Source organism: Paenibacillus sp. FSL H3-0310, from assembly GCF_038002785.1.
GTDB classification, from domain to species: domain Bacteria; phylum Bacillota; class Bacilli; order Paenibacillales; family Paenibacillaceae; genus Paenibacillus_AQ; species Paenibacillus_AQ odorifer.
Genome location: NZ_JBBODC010000002.1, coordinates 746162 through 772833, shown reverse-complemented (window position 1 = coordinate 772833; position 26672 = coordinate 746162). Strand labels below are relative to the sequence as shown.

At 46.8% G+C, this 26672-nt stretch carries 19 protein-coding genes and 1 pseudogene; 16 read left to right on the top strand and 4 right to left on the bottom strand.

Going from position 1 to position 26672, the window contains the following annotated elements; genetic code table 11:
* Positions 1–196: 196 nt before the first annotated feature.
* The 5 genes from MHH63_RS22820 to MHH63_RS22800 all read left to right on the top strand — a co-directional run bounded on the left by MHH63_RS22820 (position 197) and on the right by MHH63_RS22800 (position 5610).
* On the top strand, positions 197–1423 hold the full coding sequence (locus MHH63_RS22820) for a Zn-dependent hydrolase (RefSeq protein ID WP_339281557.1): 1227 nt from the start codon (positions 197–199) through the stop codon (positions 1421–1423).
* A 281-nt stretch (positions 1424–1704) separates the two neighbouring features.
* Positions 1705–2838: an alanine dehydrogenase gene (gene ald, locus MHH63_RS22815; protein ID WP_038568222.1), complete on the top strand. Its 1134-nt coding sequence runs from the start codon at positions 1705–1707 to the stop codon at positions 2836–2838.
* Between the two features lie 201 nt (positions 2839–3039).
* Positions 3040–3318, top strand: a complete 279-nt coding sequence (locus MHH63_RS22810) for a hypothetical protein (RefSeq protein WP_339281558.1) — start codon at positions 3040–3042, stop codon at positions 3316–3318.
* Positions 3319–3543: 225 nt separating this feature from the next.
* Complete coding sequence (locus tag MHH63_RS22805) at positions 3544–4806, top strand: PucR family transcriptional regulator (RefSeq protein ID WP_339281559.1); 1263 nt, start codon at positions 3544–3546, stop codon at positions 4804–4806.
* Positions 4807–4881: 75 nt separating this feature from the next.
* Positions 4882–5610 carry a protein-glutamine gamma-glutamyltransferase gene (locus MHH63_RS22800; protein WP_076186204.1) on the top strand — a complete coding sequence of 243 codons (729 nt, stop codon included), beginning with the start codon at positions 4882–4884 and terminating at the stop codon, positions 5608–5610.
* 155 nt (positions 5611–5765) lie between these two features.
* Here the strand turns inward: MHH63_RS22800 and hflX are convergent, their stop codons facing one another.
* Entirely contained in the window at positions 5766–7031 is a 1266-nt protein-coding gene (gene hflX, locus MHH63_RS22795) for a GTPase HflX (protein WP_076186202.1), read from the bottom strand.
* Between the two features lie 527 nt (positions 7032–7558).
* Here hflX and MHH63_RS22790 point away from each other — a divergent pair.
* Positions 7559–8359: a hypothetical protein gene (locus tag MHH63_RS22790; RefSeq protein WP_076186200.1), complete on the top strand. Its 801-nt coding sequence runs from the start codon at positions 7559–7561 to the stop codon at positions 8357–8359.
* Between the two features lie 50 nt (positions 8360–8409).
* Here the strand turns inward: MHH63_RS22790 and MHH63_RS22785 are convergent, their stop codons facing one another.
* On the bottom strand, positions 8410–11430 hold the full coding sequence (locus MHH63_RS22785; protein WP_341172135.1) for a DEAD/DEAH box helicase: 3021 nt from the start codon (positions 11428–11430) through the stop codon (positions 8410–8412).
* Positions 11427–13073 (bottom strand): SWIM zinc finger family protein, encoded by a 1647-nt coding sequence (locus MHH63_RS22780; RefSeq protein WP_280753358.1) that lies wholly within the window; start codon positions 13071–13073, stop codon positions 11427–11429. Before MHH63_RS22780 ends, MHH63_RS22785 begins: the two co-directional genes overlap by 4 nt.
* A gap of 409 nt (positions 13074–13482) precedes the next feature.
* Here MHH63_RS22780 and MHH63_RS22775 point away from each other — a divergent pair, with 409 nt between their 5' ends.
* The 4 genes from MHH63_RS22775 (at position 13483) to clpB (ending at position 18970) form a co-directional block, all read left to right on the top strand.
* Positions 13483–13956: an Hsp20/alpha crystallin family protein gene (locus MHH63_RS22775; protein ID WP_076220418.1), complete on the top strand. Its 474-nt coding sequence runs from the start codon at positions 13483–13485 to the stop codon at positions 13954–13956.
* Between the two features lie 175 nt (positions 13957–14131).
* Positions 14132–15130 carry a DnaJ C-terminal domain-containing protein gene (locus MHH63_RS22770; RefSeq protein ID WP_280753357.1) on the top strand — a complete coding sequence of 333 codons (999 nt, stop codon included), beginning with the start codon at positions 14132–14134 and terminating at the stop codon, positions 15128–15130.
* 220 nt (positions 15131–15350) lie between these two features.
* A complete protein-coding gene (locus tag MHH63_RS22765; RefSeq protein WP_248549168.1) occupies positions 15351–15548 on the top strand; it encodes a hypothetical protein in 198 nt (65 codons plus the stop codon).
* A 767-nt stretch (positions 15549–16315) separates the two neighbouring features.
* Entirely contained in the window at positions 16316–18970 is a 2655-nt protein-coding gene (clpB, locus tag MHH63_RS22760) for an ATP-dependent chaperone ClpB (RefSeq protein WP_339281562.1), read from the top strand.
* 57 nt (positions 18971–19027) lie between these two features.
* Here the strand turns inward: clpB and MHH63_RS22755 are convergent, their stop codons facing one another.
* Positions 19028–20605, bottom strand: coding sequence for a glycosyltransferase family 2 protein (locus tag MHH63_RS22755; RefSeq protein WP_280753354.1), 1578 nt, complete (start codon positions 20603–20605; stop codon positions 19028–19030).
* A 435-nt stretch (positions 20606–21040) separates the two neighbouring features.
* On the opposite strand from MHH63_RS22755, the pseudogene MHH63_RS22750 reads away from it, so the two are divergent.
* The 6 genes and pseudogenes from MHH63_RS22750 to MHH63_RS22725 form a co-directional block, all read left to right on the top strand.
* A pseudogene (locus tag MHH63_RS22750) lies at positions 21041–21154 on the top strand (peptidylprolyl isomerase); the annotation flags it as partial.
* Between the two features lie 82 nt (positions 21155–21236).
* A complete protein-coding gene (locus MHH63_RS22745) occupies positions 21237–22853 on the top strand; it encodes an ABC transporter substrate-binding protein (RefSeq protein ID WP_076127005.1) in 1617 nt (538 codons plus the stop codon).
* A gap of 69 nt (positions 22854–22922) precedes the next feature.
* Positions 22923–23873: an ABC transporter permease gene (locus MHH63_RS22740; protein ID WP_076127007.1), complete on the top strand. Its 951-nt coding sequence runs from the start codon at positions 22923–22925 to the stop codon at positions 23871–23873.
* A 4-nt stretch (positions 23874–23877) separates the two neighbouring features.
* The gene (locus MHH63_RS22735) at positions 23878–24723 is read left to right on the top strand and encodes an ABC transporter permease (protein WP_036687295.1); all 846 of its coding nucleotides are present in this window, start codon (positions 23878–23880) and stop codon (positions 24721–24723) included.
* 15 nt (positions 24724–24738) lie between these two features.
* Entirely contained in the window at positions 24739–25758 is a 1020-nt protein-coding gene (locus MHH63_RS22730; RefSeq protein ID WP_076127008.1) for an ABC transporter ATP-binding protein, read from the top strand.
* Positions 25751–26668 (top strand): ABC transporter ATP-binding protein, encoded by a 918-nt coding sequence (locus MHH63_RS22725; protein ID WP_280753353.1) that lies wholly within the window; start codon positions 25751–25753, stop codon positions 26666–26668. The genes MHH63_RS22730 and MHH63_RS22725 overlap by 8 nt, the downstream gene beginning before the upstream one ends.
* The last annotated feature ends 4 nt before the right edge of the window (positions 26669–26672 follow it).

The window sequence follows — 26672 nt, the reverse complement described above, 5'->3', positions numbered from 1 at the left end:
ACTGGATGATAAGCTATCTTAAGCTTACCCCTCGTATGAAAAGATTGTATATACTACTTTAGTTTACTTATTGCTGGCTCTACTCGTTGTAGCATCATGTGAATAATAATTATTACAATATGTAAAATGAAAATATTATGGTTTGGTTTAACATAGATAGAAAGCCAACAAAACGTTCGAAGCGGAGGGATCTGGGATGCAGCTGCAAAAAATATTCGTGAACGGTGAGAGACTGAAGAATACAATCGAGGCATTTGCCGATTATGGGCGTACAGATAAAAATGGCGTGACCCGATTATCGCTGACGGAAGAGGATCTTAAAGTTCGGGATTATTTTCGTGCCTGTTGTGAAGAGCTCGGAATGTCTGTGAAGATGGATGATATGGGGACGATGTATGCCACACTGGCAGGCGAAACTTCCGGGCCTCCGATTGTGATTGGCTCGCATATGGATACTGTGAAAAAAGGGGGCAGATTCGATGGCGTTCTAGGGGTTATCGCGGGTCTAGAGGTGGTGCGGACGCTTGTAGATTACGGGATTAAGCCGAAGTTTCCGGTGACGATTATGAATTTTACGAATGAAGAGGGGGCACGTTTTGAGCCATCGATGATGGCCTCTGGTGTGTTGTCCGGAAAGTTTGATAAAAGTGTCATGTTGAACAAAAAAGATCCAGCAGGCATCACCTTTGGTGAAGCGCTGGAGAAGAGTGGATATAAGGGAGAAATGAGCAATCGTATCACCGAAGCCACCGCTTATTTGGAGCTTCATATCGAGCAAGGGCCTGTTCTTGAAAAAGAGGAGCTGACGATTGGGCTGGTTGACTGTGTAGTTGGTATGGCCTGTTACGAGATTGAGGTGACGGGAGAATCCGATCATGCGGGCACAACCCCTATGGCGATGCGCAAAGATGCTTTGTTTGCTGCCACAGATATGATTATTGAGCTGCGGAGCAAGCTGGGGGCGCTCGATTCCGAGCTTGTGTATACCATGGGCAGAATGAATGTGCTTCCTAATATCCATACCGTCATTCCCAATAAAGTGATTTTCACCATTGAAGCCAGACATAAAGAGATGGAGATTGTGCGTGAAGTGGAAGCCATTATCAACGGTTTGCCAGAGCAACTGCTGGATTGTGAAGTAAGCAAGACTAAGCTTTGGGGCCGAGATACGGTGTGGTTTGATCAGAATGTGTGTGATTTGGTGGAGCAAGCGGCTCAAACCTTGGGTTATTCCAGTCGAAAGATCGCAAGTGGTGCAGGGCATGACGCACAATTCGTAGCCAGCTTTCTGCCATCCGCAATGGTGTTCGTGCCTAGCGTGAAGGGTAAAAGCCATTGTGAAGAGGAACTAACCTCTTATGAAGACTGCGAAAAAGGGGTAAATGTAGTGTTAGAAACAGTGATGTTGTTATTATCAAGATAGGTAATGTCACTTAATATAACATAATGCGATAAGGTAGTCGCTTTAATTTCATACAAAATCGTCAAAAAGGCACTCTATAGGGTGTCTTTTTTTATGAGATAATAAAGATGGTTGTGTTGAGTACCAAAATGGTTAAAGATTAATGGGCAGTTAAGTCTGATCCTTTGTGTAAAAACACAATCATGGTAGATAATATTTTAATTTTTTAACAAAATGGGAATGCTAATCATATGTTATCATTCTTTACATAAGGGATCTACATTAGATGGGAGAGATGAATGATGATTATCGGAGTACCTAAAGAAATTAAAAACAATGAAAATCGTGTTGCCATAACCCCTGCGGGTGTAGTTAGTTTAATTACTGAAGGTCATCAAGTGCTCGTAGAAGCTGGAGCCGGTGTGGGCAGCGGATTTCCTAACGAAGAGTATGTCTCTGCCGGAGCACAATTGATTGAGGATGCAGCAAAGGTCTGGAGCTCTGCTGAAATGGTGATGAAGGTAAAAGAACCATTAGCAACTGAGTACCCCTATTTCCGTCCAGGCCTTATTCTATTTACGTATCTTCATCTTGCTCCAGAGCCTGCCTTGGCTGCTGCGCTAAAAGACAAAGGCGTCTTTGCGATCGGATATGAGACGGTTGTTCATGGACGCACCTTGCCGCTGTTAACACCGATGAGCGAAGTAGCTGGCCGGATGTCCGTCCAATTGGGCGCGCAGTTCCTGCAAAAGAACTACGGCGGACAAGGTATTCTTCTTTCCGGAGTTCCTGGCGTTAGTCGAGGTAAAGTGAGTATCATTGGCGGCGGTGTAGTAGGTACTAATGCAGCTAAGATGGCTATTGGTTTAGGCGCAGATGTTACGATAGTTGACCTCAGTGCGGAGAGACTACGTCAATTAGATGATATTTTTGGAGCACAGATTAATACGTTGATCTCTAACCCTTATAATATTGCCAAAGCAGTGGCTGAAGCGGATCTGCTGGTAGGTGCCGTGTTAATTCCGGGTGCTAAAGCACCGAAGCTGGTTACTGAAGAAATGGTCAAGACCATGAAGCCGGGATCAGTGATCGTTGACGTGGCCATTGACCAAGGTGGTATTGTAGAAACCATCGACAGAGTGACGACACATGATAATCCCGTGTTTGTGAAACACGGCGTGCTGCATTATTCCGTGGCTAATATGCCAGGCGCTGTTCCTAAGACCTCAACTATTGCCTTAACAAATGTTACAGTTCCATATGCCCTGCAAATTGCCAATAAAGGTGTGATCAAGGCGATTCAGGATAATGACGGCTTAAGAAGCGGCGTGAATGTAGCCAATGGCAGAATCACCTGCCAAGCTGTTGCCGAAGCGTTGGGTGAGACACCTTATTCGGTTGAGCAAGCCATGGAGCAGACATTCACATTGATCTAAAATAGACACGTTCCATAATGGAATGAGCCAAACAGCAAGCTCTCTGCGGGGAGCTTGCTGTTTGGCGTTTCTTGCGGTGGAGACCGGGTGGAAGTTGGTCAGTACGGCGTTAAAGTAAATAGATTGCGTTTCAGTGTAATTAGATGCAGTAGATGTTTGCTCGTGCGGTGCTATGGTGGATAGATTACGTAGTGAAGTTGGATGGATAGGGTGAAAGCTTTGATGAGAGATGTTTTAGGGAAATTCTCCCTAAAAAAACGCGAAAATAGCTTAAAAATGCTGTTATTAGGGAATTCCTCCCTAAAAAACGAGGAATACGCCTGTTTATACGCAAAACAGAAGAAAATCAGGGAGTATATCCCCAATTATGATCGTGTGATGCTTAAAGTGCAGAATATTAGGGAGAATTTCCCTAATTATGATCATGTGATGATTAAAAAACAGAATTTCCGGGGGTTATTCCCTAAAAACCACTTATAACATTTGGTAATCACCAACAACTATTAAACCTTCCCAAATACCCCGACAAAACTCTCAACAAAACCCCCACCAATCATCCCCGTCCCAAACACCTTCCTCAACAAGCCGATCTCGCCCCTCACCTAAACCAGCTATTTATCTTATAGTCAGCTAGGGGGATGCATACTATAATGAAATCACTCTAGAGTACAGGATTTGGTTATTCTTCAGGTGGGAGTGAAGCTAGTGACAGATAAGGATCCATTATTTGATCGTTTCTTCGACAGTATGGAATCATTGGCGGATACGATAAGTGAATCGCTACAGTCTCAAGTTACCATCGAGGACAGCAATCATCATGTGATTGGCTACAGCTCGCATGAATTTGAGAGTGACTCCGCGCGGATTTCAACGATTATCGGGAAGCGTGTACCTAACGCTGTGATTATTGGCTTGCGCAAAAAAGGGATTATGCAGCAGCTGGAGAGCTCGGCACATCCCATTCGAATTCCTGCAGTGCTGGAGGTGGGACTTGGTCCCCGGCTGGCCATTTGTATTAAACATCAAAAGGAAATTCTCGGGTACATATGGGTAGTAGATACAGGCAACCTGGTAGAAGGGCATGCCGAAAATATCGTTGAGAAGGCGGCAGGTATCGTAGGCCGTTATTTACTTAAGCAGCGAGGCTGGAAAACGAAGCAGGACAAAACGCATGAGGACTTTTTCTGGAAGCTGATTACCTCCCACTACGACAACGAAGCAAATATTAAAAAGGATGCGGAATTTTGGTCCATTCTTTTGCCGGAAAAATATTATATTAGCGTGTTTGAAAGTGACAAGGTAATCGATGATCATTTAATACTCCGGTTTCGGCAGGTTATGGCATCTTATTCCGGACTGCAATTACTATTTCTGACGGCTGAGCATAATCGGCTGATTATTTTGTTTTCCTTCAGCTTTGTGATCGAGGGGGCGGGTGGATTATCTTCATTCCTGCATAAAACAATGGAGGATATGTATAAGAGTGAAGGCTGCACACTGGCTGCTGGCTGTAGTCTCGATTACACTGAATATATGTCCGCGGCTATTGCCTATTGGGAAGCGGTGTCCATTGTGGAGATCAAAAAGCTGCTGCCTTTTCATGGGCGGGAGCTGCTATTGTACGAGGAAATTGGATTTTGGGCATATATACCGGTTATTATGGAGCAAAAGCGCAGTCGAATTCGTAAAAGCCCGTTGCTATATCCGCTAAAAGAACATGATCGCGAGCATAAAAGTGATTTTCTCAAAACCATCGCTGTCTATTTATCATTAAGCGGCAATTTAAAGGAATCCGCGGCTTTTTTACATATACACACTAATACATTGCTTTATAGATTAAACCGAATTGCAGAGATTACGGGCAAAAGCTTGAAGGATACGGGTTATCGCACTTCTATTTTCCTGGATATTTTGACGGAAGAGACACGGCAGCTTAACCAGTGGTTCGTGGATGCCAGGGAATCATGAGAATTAAGCACCAACCCGGTGACGAACACGTACAATAACCTATATTTAGAACCTATAACATTGGAGGGACTAAGCATGGTGAAGGAAGTTCGTTCACCCGATGCCCTTGACTTTGAGCGCAAAATGAGAGAAAGCATCGTGGAATCGGCTGAAGCTTTAAATGAAAGTGGAGTGGATTTTGCAACATTTGATGATTCCCGCTGCAATCCGCAGTTTTGGACACGTACAGAGATTGGTGGGCTTCAGCTGAACGCTGGCGTAGAGCCCACAGTGGGGATTAAAGATATTTTTCGGAATGGTCATTTATATGCCTTTGAATGCGCGACAGCCATGGTCATTGTTATGTATCGGGCGACGATTGAAGCTATAGGTGAAGAAGCGTTTAATAAGTATTTCAAGGACTTGTTCTTATGGGACTGGAATTATGACGAGAATTTACGCTTAATCACAAACTACAACAAGGAACTAACGCAGCGTGGAGACGTTGTATATTTCAAGAATCCCGATCATGCTCCGAGCAAGCCAGAATGGCAGGGCGAGAATGCAATTAAACTCGAAAATGATCTGTTCTACGGCCATGGCATAGGGATTACTACTGGAGAGATTATCATAGACTCTCTGAATCAGGAAAGAGTATATGGGAGTGATATCTCGGCCTATTTAACGGATGAATCGGTGCATCCAGACTTTAATTACTTACAGCGGTTATCTGCAGGAACGGTTTTACCGGCAGCCAACAATAGAAGCTTCCGATACACTGTATGTTCAAGAATAGGGTCTAGAAACTATATTTATAAGATCTAGCGTCTGCCTATTTTATACTTACTGAGCAATGCAAAGAGAGGGCTCTTTTGTATTGTTCATTTTTTATTCACAAAAGAAAGGGATAGAGCTTCAGATAACTCTGAAAACTCTATCCCTCTTTTTTAATTAAGGATTACCACGTCGTTTCTAATTTGTTATAGCTCAATAAAATCGTTGCGGAATTTCTCAAAATCAGATTTTCTGCATTCCAGCTCAAGGCGTGTGCCTGTTTCTTCATAGCTAGTAGATTGAACATGGGCGTGTTCATTGAAATAAGAGACTACATTACCCCGATCAAATGGAACCAGAATCTCACACTGGACATAGTCCGTAAAAACATGGCTGCGGATCAGAGCGGTAAGTTCAGCCATTCCGCTATTTTTCTTGGCGGAAAGGTAGACATTGTCACCTTCAATTTGCGGGTAAGGCAAATCAGTCAGATCAGCTTTATTATAGGCATAGATCGTTGGAATCTGGTCAGCGCCGAGTGCTTTGAGCGTCTCATCTGTAACCGCCATATGCTGTTGATGCTGCGGATCGGAAATATCGACTACGTGAATCAATAAGTCCGCTTCGGTAACCTCTTCAAGAGTGGAGCGGAACGCTTTGACCAGATGATGGGGAAGCTGGCTGACGAATCCGACAGTATCTGTTAATAAAAAGGTTTTGTGATCAGGCAGCTCAATGCTGCGAACCGATGTCTCTAGTGTAGCGAACAGCATATCCTTGGCGAATACTTGTTTATGGGAACCCGGATGGTAAGTCTCTACCATGACATTCATTAAGCTGGATTTTCCGGTGTTCGTATAGCCTACCAGGCAGACGACGGGAACTTCATTTTTATGCCGTTGTTTCCGCTGGATTTGACGTCTTGCTACTTGTTGTTGCAGTTCAACCTGTAAAGCAGTAATCCGCTCTTCAATTCTTCTGCGGTCCAGCTCTAGCTTGGTTTCACCAGCACCTCTGTTTTTAAGTCCAGCTCCGCCACCTTGTCTGCCCAGCGACTCACGAAGACCTGTGAGGCGCGGCAGCATATATTGCAGCTTGGCTACTTCAACTTGCAGCTGGGCTTCCTTGGTCTTCGCTCTTTCCGCAAAAATATTCAAGATCAGAATGGTCCGGTCAATGACCTGACGATCCAGTGCGGACTCCAAATTGCGGATCTGTGAAGGTGACAGTTCGTCGTTAAAAATAACAATAGGAGCATCGTGTGCTTCTAAAAGTGCCGATAATTCCTCGATTTTACCTGTCCCGATATAATGGGAGGGGTTAATTCGACTTGCCTTTTGACTAAGCTCTCCTACGACTTCAAGGTCACAGGCAACTGCCAGATTGCTCAGCTCTTCCATCGAATAGGCGAAATTCGTTTCGTTCTGAAGCTGGACACCGACTATAATTGCTTTTTCTCGTATTTGTTCCATATATTTATTCATCCTCCAATAGTAAATAATAAACGCAAAAAAACACAGGCAATCTGCCTGTGCTTACGGTTCGTTAGAGGACGTCAGAGTTAGGGCCTTCCATAGGTAGAATGAATTAAACAACAGTCCAGTCGCAGGGAAGAGGCACTTTGATCCCTTGCGAGCAGCAGTTGGCTAATCGGCTTCTATGGATGTTCAATTCTTAAAGGAATGGAGGTGAAGAGAATCCTCCCTACACGCTGTTGTTAAATTATCGGGTTACCTTTAAAAATGGGTAGACCAATCCTGAGTCCTCTGCACATGGGCAGAGCTTTAGCGCTATTCAATTAGCCGCGCAAAGTTCTAACTCGGATAAAGTCTATCACACGTAACCCTCCGTTCATAAAAAGTTAAGTCGAGTTTACCACATTCGTTATTTAGTGGCAAATCTCTATTTATGCTCTGGAACATCTCTTGTATTTTAATTACACCCAATAATTCTAAACAATGTTTACATATCATATATGAATTGATATATAGGAGGTGTGATGACATTGCCTGTTCTGTCCACAAACACCATTATTAATTTACCAGTCGACGGTACTCGGCCAATAGATCAAGTAGTGATCAAAGTTGTCAACAATGGATCGGCTGGCGCGTTTTGTTATATTACGGGCTTATCCAATAGTGTCAGTCCCCAGGCCATTTTTGTTGAAGAGTTATTTGAGCTGCAATATCAGGAGACCTTAAGCAAGACCTATGTCATGGTAGAGGATTTATTCCAATTTAATTTTGTATATTCGCAGGAGCAGATGAAGATTCAGGTTTTCCTTGTTGATGTGGACGGTGTATGGACGGCCGTTGATCTTGAAGTGTTTCAAGTGAGCCGAATAACCTCGGAAATACGTGATAACGTGACCGTTACATCGACTGACTTCGCAGCGATCAGCTTTATGAGACGTCCTGGCTTTGCTATTCCACAAGGTCTTGCGGCTGAGATTCGACCGGCAGCTTTAGATGTTATGTCCAAAAGACCTGTGCGTTATATGGTCGTTGCAGGCGGGACCCTTGATGGGACCTTCGAGAATTATCCTACACCGACTACGGCTATTCCTGTCACGGACACGGCACTGCTGGTGAACTACACCTGCACTACGGTCACGGGTGGAAAAGTTATTATGCAAGGTACAGGATCAGGGATTTCTGGTGCGTATGCGAATCTGGCGGTTAATTTGCTTAATGAGCGACTCTCATACGAGTTCCATGATGAACCGGTCACATTGGTGGTAAACTCCCTCTCGGGCGGGGACGATCTCGCAGTCACCTTTAAAATGTCCGAGCAATGGTAATTATTCTTGTGAAAAAGGAACATTCGCATTTACGCGAATGTTCCTTTTTGCTAGTCATTTAAGTCTCTACGCAAGGTAAAGAGATCTTTCAGAGCCTCAGTGGACAGCTCGGTAATCCAGCCTTCCGAGCTGGAGATCACATTATCGCTGAGCTGCTGTTTATTCTCCAGCATCTCATCAATCCGTTCTTCGAGTGTGCCCAGGGCGATGAATTTATGCACCTGCACATCACGAGTCTGGCCCATGCGGTAAGCGCGGTCAGTTGCTTGATTCTCCACCGCTGGATTCCACCAGCGGTCGAAGTGGAATACGTGATTGGCTGCAGTTAAGTTCAGGCCAACTCCCCCAGCTTTGAGTGAAAGGATGAAAACATTCGGCTGATCAGACGGCGATGTGTCTGGGCGTGTAGACCCATCTTCCGCCGAAGGGGCTGGTGTCTGAAACCGCTCGATCATGCGGTCGCGCGCCTGTTTGGAGGTACTTCCGTTCAAATAAAGGACGGGTTCGCCCAGCTCCTGCTGGAGAACCGCCTGAAGCATTTTTCCCATACCCACATATTGAGTAAAAATCAGGCAGCGCTCGTCTTCCGCGCGCAGCTCCTTAACCATGTCCAGCAGTCTTTCGAGTTTGGAGGAGCGGTTAATAAGAAAGCTGGTATCCAGTTTATTGTCCGTATCAAGCTCAGGGATAGCTTCTTTTGTCACAAGCATCGGGTGATCGCATAGCTGCTTAAGCCCGGTCAGAGCTCCGAGAATTGCCCCTTTGCGCTCAATGCCTTCCAGCTTCTTCATCCGTTCCAACAGTCCGTTTACGGTTTGATCGTAAAGCGCCGCTTGTTCGGCTGTCAGATGAACATAGGTTTTCATTTCATTTTTATCAGGTAGATCGAGCTGTATATTAGGGTCTTTTTTCTTGCGGCGCAGCATGAAGGGTTTTACTAGATTTTGTAGGTCCGCTGTACGTTTCGCGTCGCGTTCCTTTTCAATAGCATTCGTGAATCGGTCATTAAAAGATTTGGCGCTGCCCAGATAACCTGGGGTTATAAAATCATAAATGGACCACAGCTCGGATAATCTGTTCTCTATCGGCGTCCCTGTTAAGGCGACCCGGTGTAGAGCTGGAAAACTACGTACAGCTGCGGATTGTTTGGTTTGGGCATTTTTGATATTTTGAGCTTCATCCAGGCAGATCGTCGCCCAAGTAAATTCCTTCAGTAGCTCTTGGTCAAGCGCAGCAGTCGCATAAGAGGTCAGTACCACATCGGCTTGCGAAGCTGCGCCATAGAAGAATCCCGCGTCCAGACGGCGGCTTCCGTAATGAAGCATAACATTCAACGAAGGCGCGAAGCGTTCCAGCTCCTTCTGCCAATTGCCTAACACGGAGGTCGGGCAGATGATCAATGAAGGCCAGCCTGGTGGGTCGGTCTGCCGCCGGGCTGAGCTTGCATCCGTGTTTTCTTGGATGTGTAGCAGATAGGCGATGAGCTGTACTGTTTTGCCTAGTCCCATATCATCGGCTAGACAGGCCCCCAGCCCAAAGCGGCGCAGAAAGGTCAGCCAGGCGAATCCTTCATGCTGATAGGTGCGCAGCTCCGCCTTAAGGCCTGTGGGTACGGGCGGCTTAGGCCATTCTGAGCGCTGGCCCAGCTGACCGATAAGGCTGATCAAATGCTCGTTCAGCTCTACCTCCAGACGCAGACGCGCGGCATCTTCTTGCAGCTGCTCTTCCGTAGCTTCAGCGTCTGCCTCTTCACCAGCTCCTAGCAAGTGGAGCTGAAGCACGTCTTGGAAGGACAAGCCTTGCGACTTGTCCATTCCCGCCATGGCTCTTTGGATTTGCGCCAGCAGAGCCGGATCGAGTGAGACCCATTTGCCCTTGAAGCGGACGAGCCGTTCCCCTCTTGCGACCAGCTCGGCAAATTCGGCTTCAGTGAGATCCGCATCGCCGATGGAGATTCGCCAATCGAAATCGATGATCGAATCGAGACCAAACAGCGACTCGCCGCCGCTGCGTTTGTCTTCGCCGGAGCTGATCTTCGCGCGCAGGCGCGGCTTTTTCCGGCTGGCGGCTTCCCACCACGCCGGCAGCAGCACTTGCCAGCCTGCTTCCAGCAGTCGCTGGCTCTCGGCCGTCAAGAACCGCCAGGCGATGGTATCGCTGAGCGGTTCGGCCAGCACATCGCCGCCCGCCGCGAAGCGCTCGGGCGGCAGACTGCCGCGGAGGCGCTCCAGCCATCCCGCGGCCCGTTCATGCACGTGAGCCGACCACGCGGTCGGCCACAAGCCGTACGGCTCGCCGTTATCGGCGAGCCTGATGGGAACAAGCGCGGATTCATCGCGCTTGTCCTGAAGGATCAGCTGCAGCCGCCAATAGGATTCATCCTCATCGGGCTCCAGCAGCTGTAGAGCGGGCCGGAAAGGCGCGGTGTCCGCCTTCCAGCCAATGGCGATAAGCCACGCAGCGGTATCCATGCCCGCTGCAAGTGCTCCGCTTCTATCGAAGAAAAGCGGGAATTCGCTGCGGAGGTCGCCGGCCTCGGCCTCCGTGCTGTAATAGCGCTGCGATACGGCGGCAGAGAACGCCGCACGTAATCCACGGCTAAATTCGCTGCCGCCATTTAGCGCCTCAAGGGCTCCCTTAGCAGTGTCACTGTCCACTGCCACCTGCGCAAGAGCCCCCTCGTCCCAAGTCCATTGCAGCCTCCCGGCGCGGTAGGCGGAGATGTCGGGAATATACTGTTTGTGCTCCAGACATATAGCCAGAAGTGGCGCCAGTTCTGTGAGGTGGGCGGCATCGCCCTCCCAGCTCCATTCGATATGCGTCAAAAGCTTCTGCTCGGCAAAGAAGGGGATGACCTGCTCAGCAGGGAGAATCACTAGCTCCACGCCTTCGCCAGCGGGCTGCACGGTTAACTCCGTACCATAAAAAGACGCCTCATGCCAGGCGAAAAGCCGCTGCTTAAGCTGCAAGCCCGGCACGAGATCTTCGCGCTCATTCATTCCAAATATTAAAGCATCGCCATACTGGCTTAATGCAAGCCGGATGGTTAGCGTGCGTAAATGCATGTTCATGGTATTAGCTTTCCTTTCCGAAGCTCCTCTTGCAGCGCACGGAGCCTGCTATGCCTAATGGCGAAGGCAGTGAGGAACTCTTCCCAGCGTTCTTCTTGTTTCAGCTTTTTATACAGCTTGGATAATCGTTTCAATAATTTCACAGCCGCTTTGTAGCTATGTCTGTTCTTATCCAGCACGAATCTTTCGGCGGCCTGATGGTAAAAGGGCAGCAGAACCTCAGGTGCATTCTTTTCCACCGGTTGGAGGTCTTTGACACGAAATTCGGAGGGCTGTTTACCGATGGACAGCTGATAATCCATCCAGGTCTGCCATTTCTCATAGGTGATTAGCTTCTCTTCATAGACTTCGCCAGAGATAGGTAACATGGTGGCTAGTGTGTCCCACATTTGCAGCTCAGCTTCAGGCAGGTGGCGAACAGCTTCTTCCCAACTGGTTGAATAGCTATTGAGATTATAGAGTCTGCTGCTCAGCAGTGGACCGATCTGAACAAGCCAACCCACCAACCGGGACCAATCCCCTGCATCCAGCAGCGGAGAGGTGAAGCTCATGAGCTCATCGGGATGGAGACCCGGGCGTTCGGCAGCCTTATTCAGTAAGTCCCAAGCCTTCTGGTCATCCATCAGATAGTAATACATGCGGCTCTGAGCTAACAGCCAAGCATGTTGTGACAGGGAAGCGCCTAATTCACCTTCTGCTTGCTGCAGCTGTTCGATTTCATTCAGGTAAAGCTTAGTTCCACCTGTATTCGGATAAATCCAATTTCTCCACAGCAGATCATAGCTAAGAGAAAAAGAGGGTTGATCCCGTGAGCGATCCCGCGACTCCGTCAACATCTCGCGCCGCAGATACGATAAAGTATCGATGACGTATGGCCATAGATCCTGCTCTTGCTCGGGGGACAGCGGAAGTGTCTTTTTTAAAAGACCTGTGATTACTTCCTGTAGCTCTGAGACTGCTACCTGTGTGTAATAACCAAGAGAAGGGGCGTAAGCGGCCTGACCGACGGATTGCGTGGAAGGCTTAGCGAGCTTTTCCAACAGATAAAGATGAGCATGCAGAGTGAACAGCTTCTCCGTTTCCGGAAGCATTTTTGGTTTGAATTTATTAATTGCAGACAAGGCCCGACTCACATATTCAGGATTTCGGGTAGTATGGGCTAGAGGGGAGATACAGAATTCAAAATACTCCCGCCACTCCATTATTTTTCCGCTAGCGATGCGGTTGGCCATCTCTTTCATTTGCTGCTGACGAGTTGCATCGGCTCCAATAGAAGTACTTGTTGCTGTACTTGATATTTTAGGCAAAAAGGATGCAGCTTTAGCGTTAGCCAAAACCTGTACAGATCTATTTTGTTGTTCGGCATAATTCAACAGCACGGCAGCCATATGCTTGCAATGACCTGATACTGGACAATTACAATGACAATTGGTGAAGCCGTCGAGATCAATGGTGACGCGGTAATCCTCTCTACCTTCAACTAGAGCGTTAATCTTACGAGGCTCCGTCATAGTAAACGGCTGCACTCGATTTTGTTTATAATATTGGAACCCCCGCTTGAGGGTAAGATCATCGAAATAATAGGCGACATTTTGGATGAGCTTACTCCACTGCGTATCATCCATAGGATAGGTTGGTTGCATACAATTGGTCTCCTGTAACGAAAATGGTCTTTAGTTGTCTTTCATTATATCACTTCTGCTGGCTTCATCTTTAAATCGTTAAATTTTGATAGATCGTAAGAAAACTCTGTTTAAAAGCTGGCGTGAAGATGATTAGAAGCTAATGGCTTGTATTGAACGGAAGGTCTGAACATATAATAATCGTACTGCAAGTTGGATCATGATTATATAGGTGTCATTTACGAAAGATCAAACAAAGGTCAAAATTGGTCAAATAAATAAAAAGAACTAATTTTGTTGTGGAAAATCAGCTAATTCGCCTGAATTTGAGCGATAATCGGCTTAAATCGGTTTTGTTATTCCTCGGGTAGGGGACTATAATAAGGTCATAGGTCAAATAAAGTCAAAGTCAATGAGAGGAGAATGGATAATGTTTGATATGGTTCCTTTTGGTAAACGTAGAGATGATGCTTTTGGTGTGCTGGCTAAGTCCTTGAATGATGTTTTTAATGATGATTTTTTTGCACCGATTAAGAGCTCCACGATGTCCTTCAGAACAGATATTCGTGAGAGTGAGCAGGCTTACCTGATTGAAGCTGAACTTCCTGGTTTGAAAAAAGAAGAAATCGACATTGATTATGCCAGTCCTTATTTGACGATTAAAGCGGTACGTAAGGAAGAAAATGCCGAGGAGAACAGTGAACATCAGATTGTACGCAGAGAACGCCGATATGGTGAATATGTGCGCAGATTCTATGTTCAAGATATTGCCGAGGAAGAAATTCGCGCGTCTTTGAAAGATGGAGTGCTGAAGCTGGAAGTTCCCAAACGGCAAAAAATGCAAGGTAAACGCATCGAGATTCAAGACGGAGATTCTAATTCTACGGGTTCGCAGTCTGAATAAGCATAAATTAAGCGGAATGAACTTCCGCTCAGTCTTTTAGAGATGGCAGCGGGCTTTTAATATAGTGTTATGAATAGAAGGCGCATTGTAGTGGAGGATTCCGGCTATGGTGCGTCTTTTCTCGGAGTGCAATGGTGGTCAATATGAGAATAGGGATGGAAAGGAGGAAGCGCGAGTGGCTAGTAAAAGCTATTATGATGCTTTGGGTGTGAGCAAAAAAGCTACTAAACAGGAAATTAAAAAGGCTTATCAGAAGCTTGCCAAGAAGTGGCATCCCGATGTTAACAAAGCCCCTGAGGCAGAGGCGAAATTCAAAGAAGCAGCTGAAGCCTATGAAGTGCTTGGTAATGAGGATAAACGGAAACTCTATGATGAAGAGCTGCTTTATGGAGCTCAACGTGGCAGAGCTAGTGGAGGGGCGGCGAGTGGAGCCTCCTCTTGGGATTCAAACTTTGGTGGAAGTGGAAGCTGGAACGGTGGAACTTATTCAACAGGAGGTTCTGGTATTTCGGAGGAAGATTTATTCGGGATGTTTTTTGGGAATCGGGGCTCGGCGGATCGGGCTGGCTTTGATTTTTTCTCGGGAAGTGGAACGGGGCGTGCGAATGGCAATCCGTGGGGCGAGGCCCGTAGTACCATGCAGGCGCAGCTGGATATTACCTTGGAGCAGGCTTATAAAGGTGCCACTGTAAGAGTACAGGTCAGTGACAAAACGGTGGATGTGAACATTCCGCCTAGATCCTATGAGGGTACAATTATTAAAATCGCGGGAAACACTCCGGGTGGCGACGTGTTGCTGGCACTTCATATTCTTCCTCATGATATTTATGAGATTCGCGATGGCGACTTATATGGCATGGTTGAAATCGCTCCTTGGCAAGCGGTATTGGGTGGAGAAGTGAAGGTTCCATTACCGGGGGGCGGCGCCGTGAAATTGAAGATTCCAGCAGGAATTCAGAGCGGCAAAACGCTACGTATCCCCGGCAAGGGCTTAAAACGTGAGAATGGTGCGAACGGCGATATTTTATTTGGAATTGAGATTGTTATCCCTGAACCTATCAGCGAAGCGGAGAAAAATCTCTACGGAAAGCTGGCAGACTCCAGCCCTTTCGAAGCCAGAGCTAAACGTCAAAGCACTGGCACCCAGCGGCAGAAGGCGAAAGTGGGTAATTAATAGATAGGTAGAAGAGGTAGAGGTGAGGTGATTTCACTCGTTTGTGATCAACTCTGGTTGGTGAATAAGGTGATTTGAATGCTAGTTGCAGAACAGTAACTTATTTAGCCACTAACTATAAATGAACGTTTCGCTCAAACGGTGAAAGTCGGAACTATGGTGGGAAAAGAGTGCCAAAAGTGCTTTCGAAAGTGCCTTCGAGAGTGCCAAACTGGGATCGATGGTCGAAAAGAAAGGCAAAAATGCCTTAGAAAGCGCTGAATTAAGCTCGTTGGTCGAAAAGAAAGGCAAAAGTGCCTTCGAAAGTGCCGAAATAGGCTCGATGTGCGAAAAAAGAAGCAAAAGTGCCTTAGAAAGCGCCGAATTGGGCACGATGGTCGAAAAGAGAAGCAAAAGTGCCTTAGAATGCGCTGAATGAGGCTCGATGTGCGAAAAGAGAAGCAAAAATGCCTTAGAAAGTACTGGAGAGGGCACGTTGGTCGAAAAGAGAAGCAAAAGTGCCTTAGAAAGCGCTGAATGAGGCTCGATGTGCGAAAAGAGAAGCAAAAGTGCCTTCGAAAGTGCCGAATGGGGCTCGTAGGTCGAAAAGAACGGTAAAAATCCCGTAGAATGAGTGCAAACCAACTAGTTACTCGAAAAGAACGGTAAAAATCCCGTAGAATGAGTGCAAACCAACTAGTTACTCGAAAAAAACGGTAAAAATCCCGCAGAATGAGTGCAAACCAACTAGTTACTCGAAAAGAACGGTAAAAATCCCGCAGAATGAGCGCAAACCAGCCAGTTACTCGAAAAGTACGGTATAAATCCCGTAGAATGAGCGCAAGCCAACTAGTTACTCGAAAAGAACGGTATAAATCCCGCAGAATGAGTGCAAACCAGCTAGTTACTCGAAAAGAGGGCAAAAATCCCGTAGAATGAGCGCAACCAGCTAGTTACTCGAAAAGAACGGTAAAAATCCCGTAGAATGAGCGCAAACCAGTTAGTTACTCGAAAAGAACGGTAAAAATCCCGTAGAATGAGCGCAAACCAGTTATTTACTCGAAAAGAACGGTAAAAATCCCGCAGAATGAGTGCAAACCAGCTAGTTACTCGAAATAAGCGGGATAAATCCCACTAAATTAACCTATCCCCGGCCAAAAAGGCCGATTTAATATAATCACTCTTAAATAGAAAGGTGAGAGAGCTATGGATTTCAATAAATTAACTCAAAAGCTGCAGGAAGCAGTAGCTGCGGCGCAGTCGCTGGCATCAGACAGCGGTCATCAGGAGATCGATAATCTCCATCTGTTAAAAGCGTTGCTTCAGCAGCAAGAAGGATTGCTGCCAAGATTGCTGCAAAAGATGAATATCCCTGTGGCTGAGCTGATGCGCAGCACAGATGAACTGCTTCAACGCAAGCCGAGCATCAGCGGGTCAGGAGCAAGCACGGTACGGCGTTACGCCTCGCAATCGCTGATTCATCTGCTGGAGCAGGCGGAGAAGGAAGCGGCGAAGATGCAGGATGAGTTTGTTTCTGTGGAGCATGCGGTGCTGGCCATGGTGTCGGATTCGAGCGGGGAGAATCGTGAGCTAAGGGATCTTTTTGTCCGCCGTGGGCTGACCCGTGAGAAGCTGATGTCGGTGCTTGCTGAGATTCGTGGACATCAGCGGGTAACCAGCCGGGAGCCAGAAGCTACTTATGAGGTGCTGGAGAAATACGGCCGTGATCTTGTAGCAGAGGTTCGCGCGGGCAAGATTGATCCAGTCATTGGTCGTGATGGCGAGATCCGCCGGGTAATCCGGATTTTGTCCCGTAAAACGAAAAATAACCCTGTGCTGATCGGTGAACCAGGTGTAGGGAAAACAGCCATTGTGGAAGGCTTGGCCCACCGGATCGTGCGCAAAGACGTACCAGAGGGGCTGAAGGATAAGACGATTTTTTCACTGGATATGAGTTCACTTGTGGCAGGCGCCAAGTTCCGTGGTGAATTCGAAGAACGCCTGCAGGCGGTATTGAGGGAGGTTCGCGAAAGTAACGGCCGCATTATTCTTTTTATTGATGAGCTGCATACGATTGTGGGCGCAGGTAAAACCGAAGGCTCGATGGATGCGGGCAATATGCTGAAGCCGATGTTGGCCCGGGGTGAGCTGCACTGTATCGGTGCCACAACGCTCAATGAATATCGCAAATATATAGAGAAGGACCCTGCGCTGGAGCGCCGTTTCCAACAGGTGCTCGTGAGCGAACCCGATGTAGAGGATACGATCTCCATTTTGCGTGGTCTGAAGGAGCGGTTTGAAGTCCACCACGGGGTCAAAATCCATGACAGCGCCCTAGTAGCCGCAGGGGTATTGTCCAATCGTTATATTACGGATCGATTTTTACCGGATAAGGCGATTGACCTAGTGGACGAGGCTTGCGCCATGATCCGCACAGAGATAGACTCCATGCCGGGTGAGATGGATGAAGTGACCCGCCGCCTGATGCAGATGGAGATTGAAGAAGCAGCGCTTAAAAAAGAAACCGATGACGCCAGCAAACGCCGTCTCGAAATATTGCAGCGCGAGCTCGCTGACCTGAAGGAGAAGCAGCTAGGAATGACGGCGCGCTGGGAGAAAGAGAAGTCGGCCATCCAAGGGATTCGCGACCTCAAAAAACGGCTGGAGCAAGCACGTAAGGATCTGGTCGATGCACAGGAGGAATATGATCTTAATAAGTCAGCCGAACTGAGCTACGGCATTATTCCTGATCTGGAGCGTCAGCTGAAAACAGCGGAAGAAGCGGCACAGCAAGACCAGGATACAAGATTGCTACGTGAGGCTGTTACTGAAGAGGAAATCGCAGATATTGTCTCCCGCTGGACCGGCGTTCCAGTTAGCCGACTGGTAGAAGGCGAGCGGGATAAGCTGCTGCGTCTGGAGGATACGCTGCATGAACGGGTAGTGGGCCAAGACGAAGCTGTCAGCTTGGTGGCCGATGCCGTGCTTCGGGCAAGAGCGGGAATCAAAGATCCGAATCGCCCGATTGGTTCATTCCTGTTCCTTGGCCCGACGGGGGTAGGGAAGACTGAGCTCGCTAAGTCGCTTGCGGTATCTCTTTTTGACCGCGAAGATGGCATGATCCGTATAGATATGTCGGAGTATATGGAAAAGCATAGTGTCTCCCGTCTCGTCGGCGCACCTCCAGGATATGTTGGATATGAGGAAGGCGGGCAGCTCACGGAAGCTGTGCGGCGTCAGCCTTATACTGTAGTGCTGCTCGATGAAGTGGAGAAGGCGCATCCCGATGTGTTTAACATTCTGTTGCAGCTGCTTGATGATGGACGGCTGACTGATTCACAAGGCCGAATGGTTGACTTCAAGAATACAATCATCATTATGACTTCCAATATCGGTTCACCTTATCTGATTCAAGGCACCGATGAAAACGGTCAGCTCACGGAAGCTGCAAAGGATAGAGTGATGAAGGAACTGAGTGGTCATTTCCGTCCAGAGTTCTTGAACCGGGTGGATGACATTGTAATGTTCAAGCCGCTGACACTGGGTGAGATCGAGAAAATTGTGGACAAACTGGTGGATGGATTGCGTCTACGTCTGGCAGAACGGGAGATCGGGCTGGCATTAACTGAATCGGCGGTGCGTTTTATCGCTAAGGAAGGTTTTGATCCTGTGTATGGGGCAAGACCGTTGAAAAGATTTATCCAGCGAAGCTTGGAGACACGTGTGGCGCGTGCGATTATTGCTGGTGAAGCCGCAGAGGGATCAGTTATTCAGGTGGATGAATCCGGCAACGGGCTGACAGTAACCATTCTGAAGCCAGAAGTCGATGGGCCACAGAGTTCTGAATTGAGTTCTGAATAAAAAAAAGGCGTCCATAAAACCCTAACGGTTTTGTGAACGCCCTTTTTATTGTAAGCCTCACTCCACCCAAGGGATTAGATGAGGCTGTTCATCCAAGATGGACATATACTGCTCTTTCCAGCCGTATTTGCCGTCGGGGTCGAGGAGCATATAACGCAGATATTTTTCCAGCCGGAACTCGGCTTTGGACCAACCGAGATGCTTGAGCCGCAGATTGCTTAGCTGATGAGACAGCTCGAAAATATTTTCCGGGAACCGCCCACAGTGCTGTGGGGATTCATTCCATACATAGTTGAAGTCTTCTTTATAGCGAAGCAAAAAAGGGCGGTAGTTCAGATGAGAGCGCCAGTAGGTATCCTCCCTGTAATGGTTCGCGTTCCATAAATCGTAAAGGCGGAAGCAGAACAGATCGACCCCATCTGCATACAGCAAGGAATCTATATTTTCTGCAAAGCTGGCTTCAAAGATCTCATCCGCGTCCAGACTCAGAATCCACTCGGGATTTGTCTTTAGGACTTCCTCCCACTGCTGTTTTCGCAGCTCAATTTCATTGCTGAACTTGGATTCGGTATTATGCACGAGATGAACGGGAATGCCGTCAAGTGCTTCCAGACAGACAGCTGCTGTATTGTCGGTGCTGCCGTCATCAATAATGACAGCCTCATCGATATATTTGCGGTGTTCCTCCAGAACCTGTCGCAGGAAGCGCCCGCTTTCATTTTTTACAACCATGGTAAGGGTTAGCTTGGGACGCTTTTTGATTATAGGAGCAGCTGCAGCCTCATTGGAATTTTCCTCGATGGGTGTGGGTGCCGATTCAGCTTTTACTCCTGTTGTTTCTCTGATGAAATCTTCAACCTTGTTCAAATCACTATCTCTGTACAAATGAAGGGCAGGATAATGGGTGTCAACAAATAGCGGGATGCCAAGGGCCGCGGCACGAATGCAGAAATGGCGATCCTCGCCCCAGTATGATATGTTCCGGATCTGATTGTAGCTCACCCCGGCTTTTATCGCATGCTGGCTAATCAATGTACAAGCGCCGAGACCCCCCACTTCATAGATTCCAGGATTGCGGAGTTTGGCTATGAATTCATGAAATCTGCGGTTGATCTCCTCGGGTTGCAGTTTTTCGCCGGGAAGTATCTCCCACTGATTATATTCGTCATGCATCCAGACCTGCGGCTGAAACATGGTATCTGGCTGCCACTGTGTCCAAAATACCTCTGAAATAATATCTTTGTTCGTCCCTATTAGATGTCTTAGCGTATCTGGGTGGAGGATGAGGTCAGAGTCGATCAGGAACAGGTAGTCATAGTTCAGGGTTTGCGCTCGGTTAATCATGAGGTTTTTGAAGTTGGCGACTTTCCAGACTAAATCAGAATTCCAATAGTGAGTCGTATCATTGCGAATGTACGCATCGTTAAAGCCGGAGCTTTGAATAAAAATATGCTCGCCCTTGCTTTTAAATTCCTGGAGCAGCCGGCTGGATTCCTCATCATCATTGTCATCAATCAGATGGAAATCCAGTTCGATTTGCTCGATATTCAAGCGCAGCAGGGAATTCAGAAATTCCCGTAATACATTGGGCTTTTGATGGATCGGGCTGCCGATTAATACGCGTGTCTTATTCATTGCGGCCTCCTTGGGGGACTCTCCCTTTCTTCCGAGAGGTATAGGTATGTTCTCAATATATTTACAGTGAGAGAGTAATAATCCTTATTTCGCAAAGTTCTTATAGTAAATGAGAAATGAGAGTTGGATAAATTGAACTTTTTAGATATATTAATTTTGATGAATCTGCTGTACAATTACCGGATAATTAGATAAGAACGCAGCCAGATGAGCACAGGAATGAGACTATGGATAAATCACCACTAAAAGTTCAGTAGTTAATCAATCTGTTACTGGCCATGAATCCTCGTGCGGATGTGTTCTGGGATGATGGAAAGGGTGAATACCGACCTCTGCTGAATGAGGATGCTGAGGAAATTGATTGCACCGGAAGAGACAGCGAAGACTGAAGCTCATATTGGTGGCTGAACAGAGTTTGATTATTGCGACCCTTGGCATACTGTATTCGGAAGAGTCATTTCAGGTATGGACCCTGTGGATACTTTAAGGCGTGGGGATGTCATGAAAAAGGTGGAAATTATCAGTTCCCTCAATATTACATTAATGTGAAATGCTATCCATTGTAATTCCTAGTATCCCGATATACAATATAAAAACAAACAAAGACAATATAGACACGGGGGAGAAACTTATGCGTAGAGGATTATCTGGAGTTATTACTTTGGTTTTGTTAACATTTTTGATTAGCGCGTGCTCCGGGGGAAATAACGCCGCTTCCACAAATACAAATCAGACGCCTACGGCTACTGAAGGATCGACAGCAAGCACTGAACCAAAAGATGGCGGCAACTTAATTATTGGGGTCGCTGCAGATCCTGTCATTCTAAATCCGAACTATGCAGGTGATCGTGTCAGTCTGACGATTGACCAAGCGCTCTACGCGCCATTGTTCCAAGTGAATAACGGAGAGAAGACCTTCTACTTGGCAGACAGCCTGACACTTTCCGAAGATAACCTGACTTATACATTGAAACTGAAAAGTGGACTAACTTGGCATGACGGAGAAAAGCTTACAGCTGACGATGTCGTGTTCACGATTGATAGCATCCTCGATGAGAAGCAAAACAGCATGCTGAGAGCGAACTTATTCATCGGTGATAAACCCGTTAAGGCAGTTAAGGTGGATGATCTGACTGTAGAGTTCAAGCTTCCGCAGGTCAGCCCAGCTTTTGAAGCTACACTAGTGCAAGTATTTCCGATTCCAAAGCATATTTTTGAGAATGAGACGGATCTAGAGAAAAGCACCAAGAATGCTGCTCCGGTTGGATCTGGCCCATTTAAATTTAAAGAATACAAAGCAGGCGAATATGTTACACTCGAGAGATTTGATAACTACTTTGGCGGCAAACCACATCTTGATTCTATAACGTACCGGATTGCTAAAGATACGAATGCTGCGAATCTCGCACTTCAGAATGGTGAGATCAACATTAAGTATCTAGATCCACAGGATGTTGGAACGATTGAGGCTTCGAACAATTTCGAAATCCTGCCTTATAGTGAAGGCCGATTGTCCTACCTGTTGTTCAATGCAAACAGTGATAGAGGTGCTCTTGCTAAAAAAGAAGTTCGTCAAGCCTTGTCTTTAGCCCTAAATCGTGATGAAATCATTCAGGCTGCTTATACTTCTAATGAGTATGCAGACCCGGCGAAGTCCTTTTTGACTCCGGATGCATTGTTCTATACTAATGACGTACCTTCTTTTGATAATGATGTAGAAAAAGCCAAAGAGCTTCTGCAATCGGCAGGGGTTAGCGATCTGAAATTGAGATTGATTGTATCGAGCGGTAATAAAGCTCAGGAAGCCATTTCACTATACGTGCAGCAAAAGCTAAAGGCCATTGGCGCTGAAGTTGAACTGCAAAATATGGATGCCTCGGCATATGGCCAGAAGTTCAGTGATATGAATTCAACAGATTTTGAACTTGCGATTGCAGGTTATATTATGGGTTACGATCCTGATGCTTACAGAATTTTGTATACTTCTACTGCAGACTCTAACTACTCGCATTATAATAATGCTGAAGTCGATAAGTTGTTCAATGATGGTGCAGGAGAAGCAGATGTAACTAAACGTGGTGAGATCTATAAGAAGATCCAAGAGATCATTGCTGATGATGCACCGATTTATCCAATTGCTAATACTAAGACTATTGTAGCTGTCTCCAAGAACTACGGCGGTCTAGAAGAAGCAGTCTTGAAGCCTGTCGTTATTTTTGAAGATTTATCGAAAATCTACCTTAAATAAGAACGGGAAAAAATAAGCTGGTCAATCCAGCTTATTTTTTTACCGATATAGAACTGGGAGAATATACGTATGAGACAACTTATCGTCCGAAGATTACTGCAAACCCTGCCGATGCTGTTTTTTGTCTCGGTTGTGTGCTTTGCGATGATTAAGCTGGCTCCGGGGGATCCGGTACTATCCTTCGTTACGCCGAATATGCACGCGGATGATATTGAGCGCATCCGGCATAACCTTGGGCTGGATAAGCCAGCCTACATTCAATATTTTATATGGATCAAAGAAGTACTGCAGGGCAACTTCGGTTATTCCCTTGTGAATCATCAGCCTGTATTGGAGCAAATTCTAGAACGTTTACCTGCAACAGCAGGTTTGATGGGCAGTGCAATCGGCTTAGCCGTTCTGTTGGCGATCCCGATGGGTCTGCTTGCTGGAGCTAACCGGAACCGCTGGGTGGATAAAGTAATTAATTTTTTATCCTATATCGGAATTTCAGTGCCTTTATTTTGGCTGGCCATCTTACTTATGTACTTATTCGCAATTAAGCTGCACCTGCTGCCTATAATGGGGATGCGAACCATTGGTGTGGAATCAGCGGTTGATGTATTGAAGCATGGTATTTTGCCTTGCGCCGTATTGGCGTTTGGATTTCTGGCCGGTTACGTACGATACATCCGCTCTAGTACGATTGGACAGCTAAAAGAAGAATATGTGCAGATTCAATATGCTTTTGGATCCAGCAAGACAACGATTCTGTTCCGTCACGTGCTTAAGCATGTACTGTTGCCAGTAATTACATTGCTCGGGATGTCGATGGGTGATCTGGTGGCGGGTGCAATTGTAACGGAGACGGTATTTTCATGGCCGGGTATTGGCTCTTTAGGGATGACTGCGGTTAAAGGGATGGATTATCCCGTAATTATGGGAATAACTTTGTTCTCTTCTTTAATGCTGATCATCGGCAATCTGGTCGCGGATATTCTATATAGCTTCGTGGACCCACGAATTAAATTAACGAGGTGACCTCATGAATCGCAGTAAATGGAAAAGTGTTGGAGATGAGCTATTTACGAATAAATTGGGTGTCGCAGCCCTCATTACTTTAATCGTCTTCACACTAGGCTCTATATTTGCTTTTTTATCCGGACATGATCCGAATGCAATGGATGTTTTGGCACGTTTGAAGGCACCCGGGGCGGATCATTGGTTTGGTACGGATGATTACGGCCGGGATTATTTTGCCCGAGCTTTGTATGGTGGCCGGGTATCTTTGCTAGTTGGTTTTGCTTCAATGATCATTGCCACGGGTATAGGTGTGACGGTGGGCGTAATCAGTGGATATTTTGGCGGATGGATTGATAATCTATTGATGCGGATGCTTGATGTAGTGATGTCCATTCCATCTTTCCTTGTGCTGCTGCTGCTCAGCGTATTTTTGAAGCCGAGTGTAGGAAACATCATTTTAATCATTGCTCTATTAATGTGGATGAACATTGCCCGTGTGATTCGTGCGGAGACGATGACGATTAAAGAACGGGAATATGTACTATATGCAAAAGCTTCCGGCCAGAGCAACTTCGGAATTATTTGGCGTCATATTCTTCCGGGGCTAGTACCTGTTGTGATTGTAGGTGCGACGAATAATATCGCTTCCGCGATTATGATGGAGTCGTCCCTAAGCTTCCTTGGGTTCGGGGTACAACCTCCGAATGCCACTTGGGGCAGTATGCTTAACAATGCGCAGGGATATATCGCTCAGGCACCTTATTTGGCATTGTTCCCGGGGTTATTGATACTATTAACGGTTCTGAGCTTTAATGTTCTGGGCGATATTTTGCGGGTTGGCTTTGAACCGAAGCTGATCCGAAGATAGGAGTGTGAAGACATCATGACGGAACGGCTATTGTCTGTTGAGAATTTGAAGGTTTCCTTCCAAACTCGGGATGGAGAGAATCAGGCAGTTCGTGGCGTTAGCTTTCATATAGATGCTGGAGAAACGGTAGGGATTGTTGGTGAATCCGGAAGCGGGAAAAGTGTAACTGCGAAGGCGATTATGTCGTTGATTACACCTCCGGGTAAAATTATCGCTGGAAATATTAATTTTCGTGGTGACAATTTATCTAACCTTTCGGAAAAAGAGTGGAGAAAACTGCGCGGTAACCGCATAGCGATGGTGTTTCAGGACCCCATGACTTCTCTTAATCCTGTGAAAAAAATCGGCCAGCAGCTTACGGAGGTCATCCGGCGGCATCGCGGCTTAAATAAGGAAGCAGCGTTTAAAGAGGCAGCAAGTATCCTGCGGCAGGTGGGCATTAATAATCCTGAGCAGCGGCTGCAGCAGTATCCGCATGAATTCAGCGGCGGGATGCGGCAGCGGGTCATGATCGCTATGGCTCTTTCCTGCCAGCCAGAGCTATTGATTGCGGATGAGCCGACAACTGCGCTTGATGTAACAATACAGGCCCAAATTCTTGATCTTTTTAAAGAGCTAAAAAATAATACCAGTACAGCTATAGCGCTGATCACTCATGATTTGGGTGTGGTGGCTCAGGTATGTACACGGGTTATCGTAATGTATGGTGGACTAGTGATGGAGGAAGGTACGGTGGAGGATATTTTTTATCGCCCACAGCATCCTTACACGAAAGGTCTGCTTCGCTCCATTCCGAAACGTGACGGCAAATCGCGTGAACGTCTAATTCCAATCGAAGGCACACCTCCGGATTTGTTGAATCCTCCTTCTGGCTGTCCCTTTATGGAACGTTGCCCTAATGCTTTTGCCCGTTGCAGCGAACGTCCTCCGGTAATCGAATTATCGCCCGGTCACCGTTCGATGTGCTGGTTAGCAGATGGTGTGCAGGAGACTCCAGCCGTAGCTGGCGTTGAAGGGAGCGGTTCGGTTGAGTGACAATAAGATTCTAGTGGACGTAAATAATCTCAAAAAACATTTCTCCAAAGGCAAGGATATGTGGGGACGCGATACATCGGTGCTTAAGGCAGTAGATGGCGTAAGCTTTCAGATACGACAGGGAGAGACCTTTGGGCTGGTTGGAGAGTCGGGAAGCGGCAAGTCCACGGTTGGACGCTGCTTGCTGCGCTTATATGACTACACAGACGGTGAAGTGTCTTTTGACGGGCAGCCGCTGAGCAAGCTTGGAGAGAAGCAGCTAAAACCTTTTCGCAGACGCATTCAGTCGATCTTCCAAGATCCCTATTCATCACTTAATCCAAGCTTAAGTGTGCTTGATCTGATCAGTGAGCCGATGAAAATCCACGGTATCCACGAAGGTGAAGAACGCAAAGAAGCTGTTGCGGCATTGCTGGAAAAGGTAGGTTTAAAAAGAGAACATCTCTACCGCTTCCCGCATGAATTCAGCGGTGGCCAACGCCAGCGGATTTCGATTGCCAGAGCATTGTCCGTAAGACCTGAATTTGTTGTGTGTGATGAACCGATCTCAGCGCTGGACGTGTCTGTCCAGGCTCAGGTAGTGAACATGCTGGAGGATTTGCAGTCCGAATTCGGCTTGACCTATCTCTTTGTCGCACATGATCTGTCGATGGTACGGCATATTTCTGACCGGATCGGCGTGATGTATGGCGGTCGTCTAGTGGAGGTAGCCGAAAGTGATGAGCTGTACGAGAATCCTATTCATCCTTATACAAAGGCGCTGCTGTCTTCCATCTTGGAGACGGATCCCCGGCGGGCCAATCAGAGAATTATTTTAGACGGATATTCGCAAGAGTATGGCAGAGCTGAGACTTCCACACTACAGGAAGTAAGTCCGGGCCATTATGTTGCTTATGATTTTACGGTATGATTAG

Coding starts and splice junctions, on each gene's coding strand:
- MHH63_RS22745 (WP_076127005.1), top strand. CDS start 21,237: ATGCGTAGAGGATTATCTGGAGTTATTACTTTGGTTTTGTTAACATTT.
- hflX (WP_076186202.1), bottom strand. CDS start 7,031: ATGGAACAAATACGAGAAAAAGCAATTATAGTCGGTGTCCAGCTTCAG.
- MHH63_RS22810 (WP_339281558.1), top strand. CDS start 3,040: ATGGATAGGGTGAAAGCTTTGATGAGAGATGTTTTAGGGAAATTCTCC.
- MHH63_RS22775 (WP_076220418.1), top strand. CDS start 13,483: ATGTTTGATATGGTTCCTTTTGGTAAACGTAGAGATGATGCTTTTGGT.
- MHH63_RS22735 (WP_036687295.1), top strand. CDS start 23,878: ATGAATCGCAGTAAATGGAAAAGTGTTGGAGATGAGCTATTTACGAAT.
- MHH63_RS22765 (WP_248549168.1), top strand. CDS start 15,351: ATGGTCGAAAAGAAAGGCAAAAATGCCTTAGAAAGCGCTGAATTAAGC.
- MHH63_RS22785 (WP_341172135.1), bottom strand. CDS start 11,430: ATGAACATGCATTTACGCACGCTAACCATCCGGCTTGCATTAAGCCAG.
- MHH63_RS22820 (WP_339281557.1), top strand. CDS start 197: ATGCAGCTGCAAAAAATATTCGTGAACGGTGAGAGACTGAAGAATACA.
- MHH63_RS22790 (WP_076186200.1), top strand. CDS start 7,559: ATGACATTGCCTGTTCTGTCCACAAACACCATTATTAATTTACCAGTC.
- ald (WP_038568222.1), top strand. CDS start 1,705: ATGATTATCGGAGTACCTAAAGAAATTAAAAACAATGAAAATCGTGTT.
- MHH63_RS22740 (WP_076127007.1), top strand. CDS start 22,923: ATGAGACAACTTATCGTCCGAAGATTACTGCAAACCCTGCCGATGCTG.
- clpB (WP_339281562.1), top strand. CDS start 16,316: ATGGATTTCAATAAATTAACTCAAAAGCTGCAGGAAGCAGTAGCTGCG.
- MHH63_RS22755 (WP_280753354.1), bottom strand. CDS start 20,605: ATGAATAAGACACGCGTATTAATCGGCAGCCCGATCCATCAAAAGCCC.
- MHH63_RS22730 (WP_076127008.1), top strand. CDS start 24,739: ATGACGGAACGGCTATTGTCTGTTGAGAATTTGAAGGTTTCCTTCCAA.
- MHH63_RS22800 (WP_076186204.1), top strand. CDS start 4,882: ATGGTGAAGGAAGTTCGTTCACCCGATGCCCTTGACTTTGAGCGCAAA.
- MHH63_RS22780 (WP_280753358.1), bottom strand. CDS start 13,073: ATGCAACCAACCTATCCTATGGATGATACGCAGTGGAGTAAGCTCATC.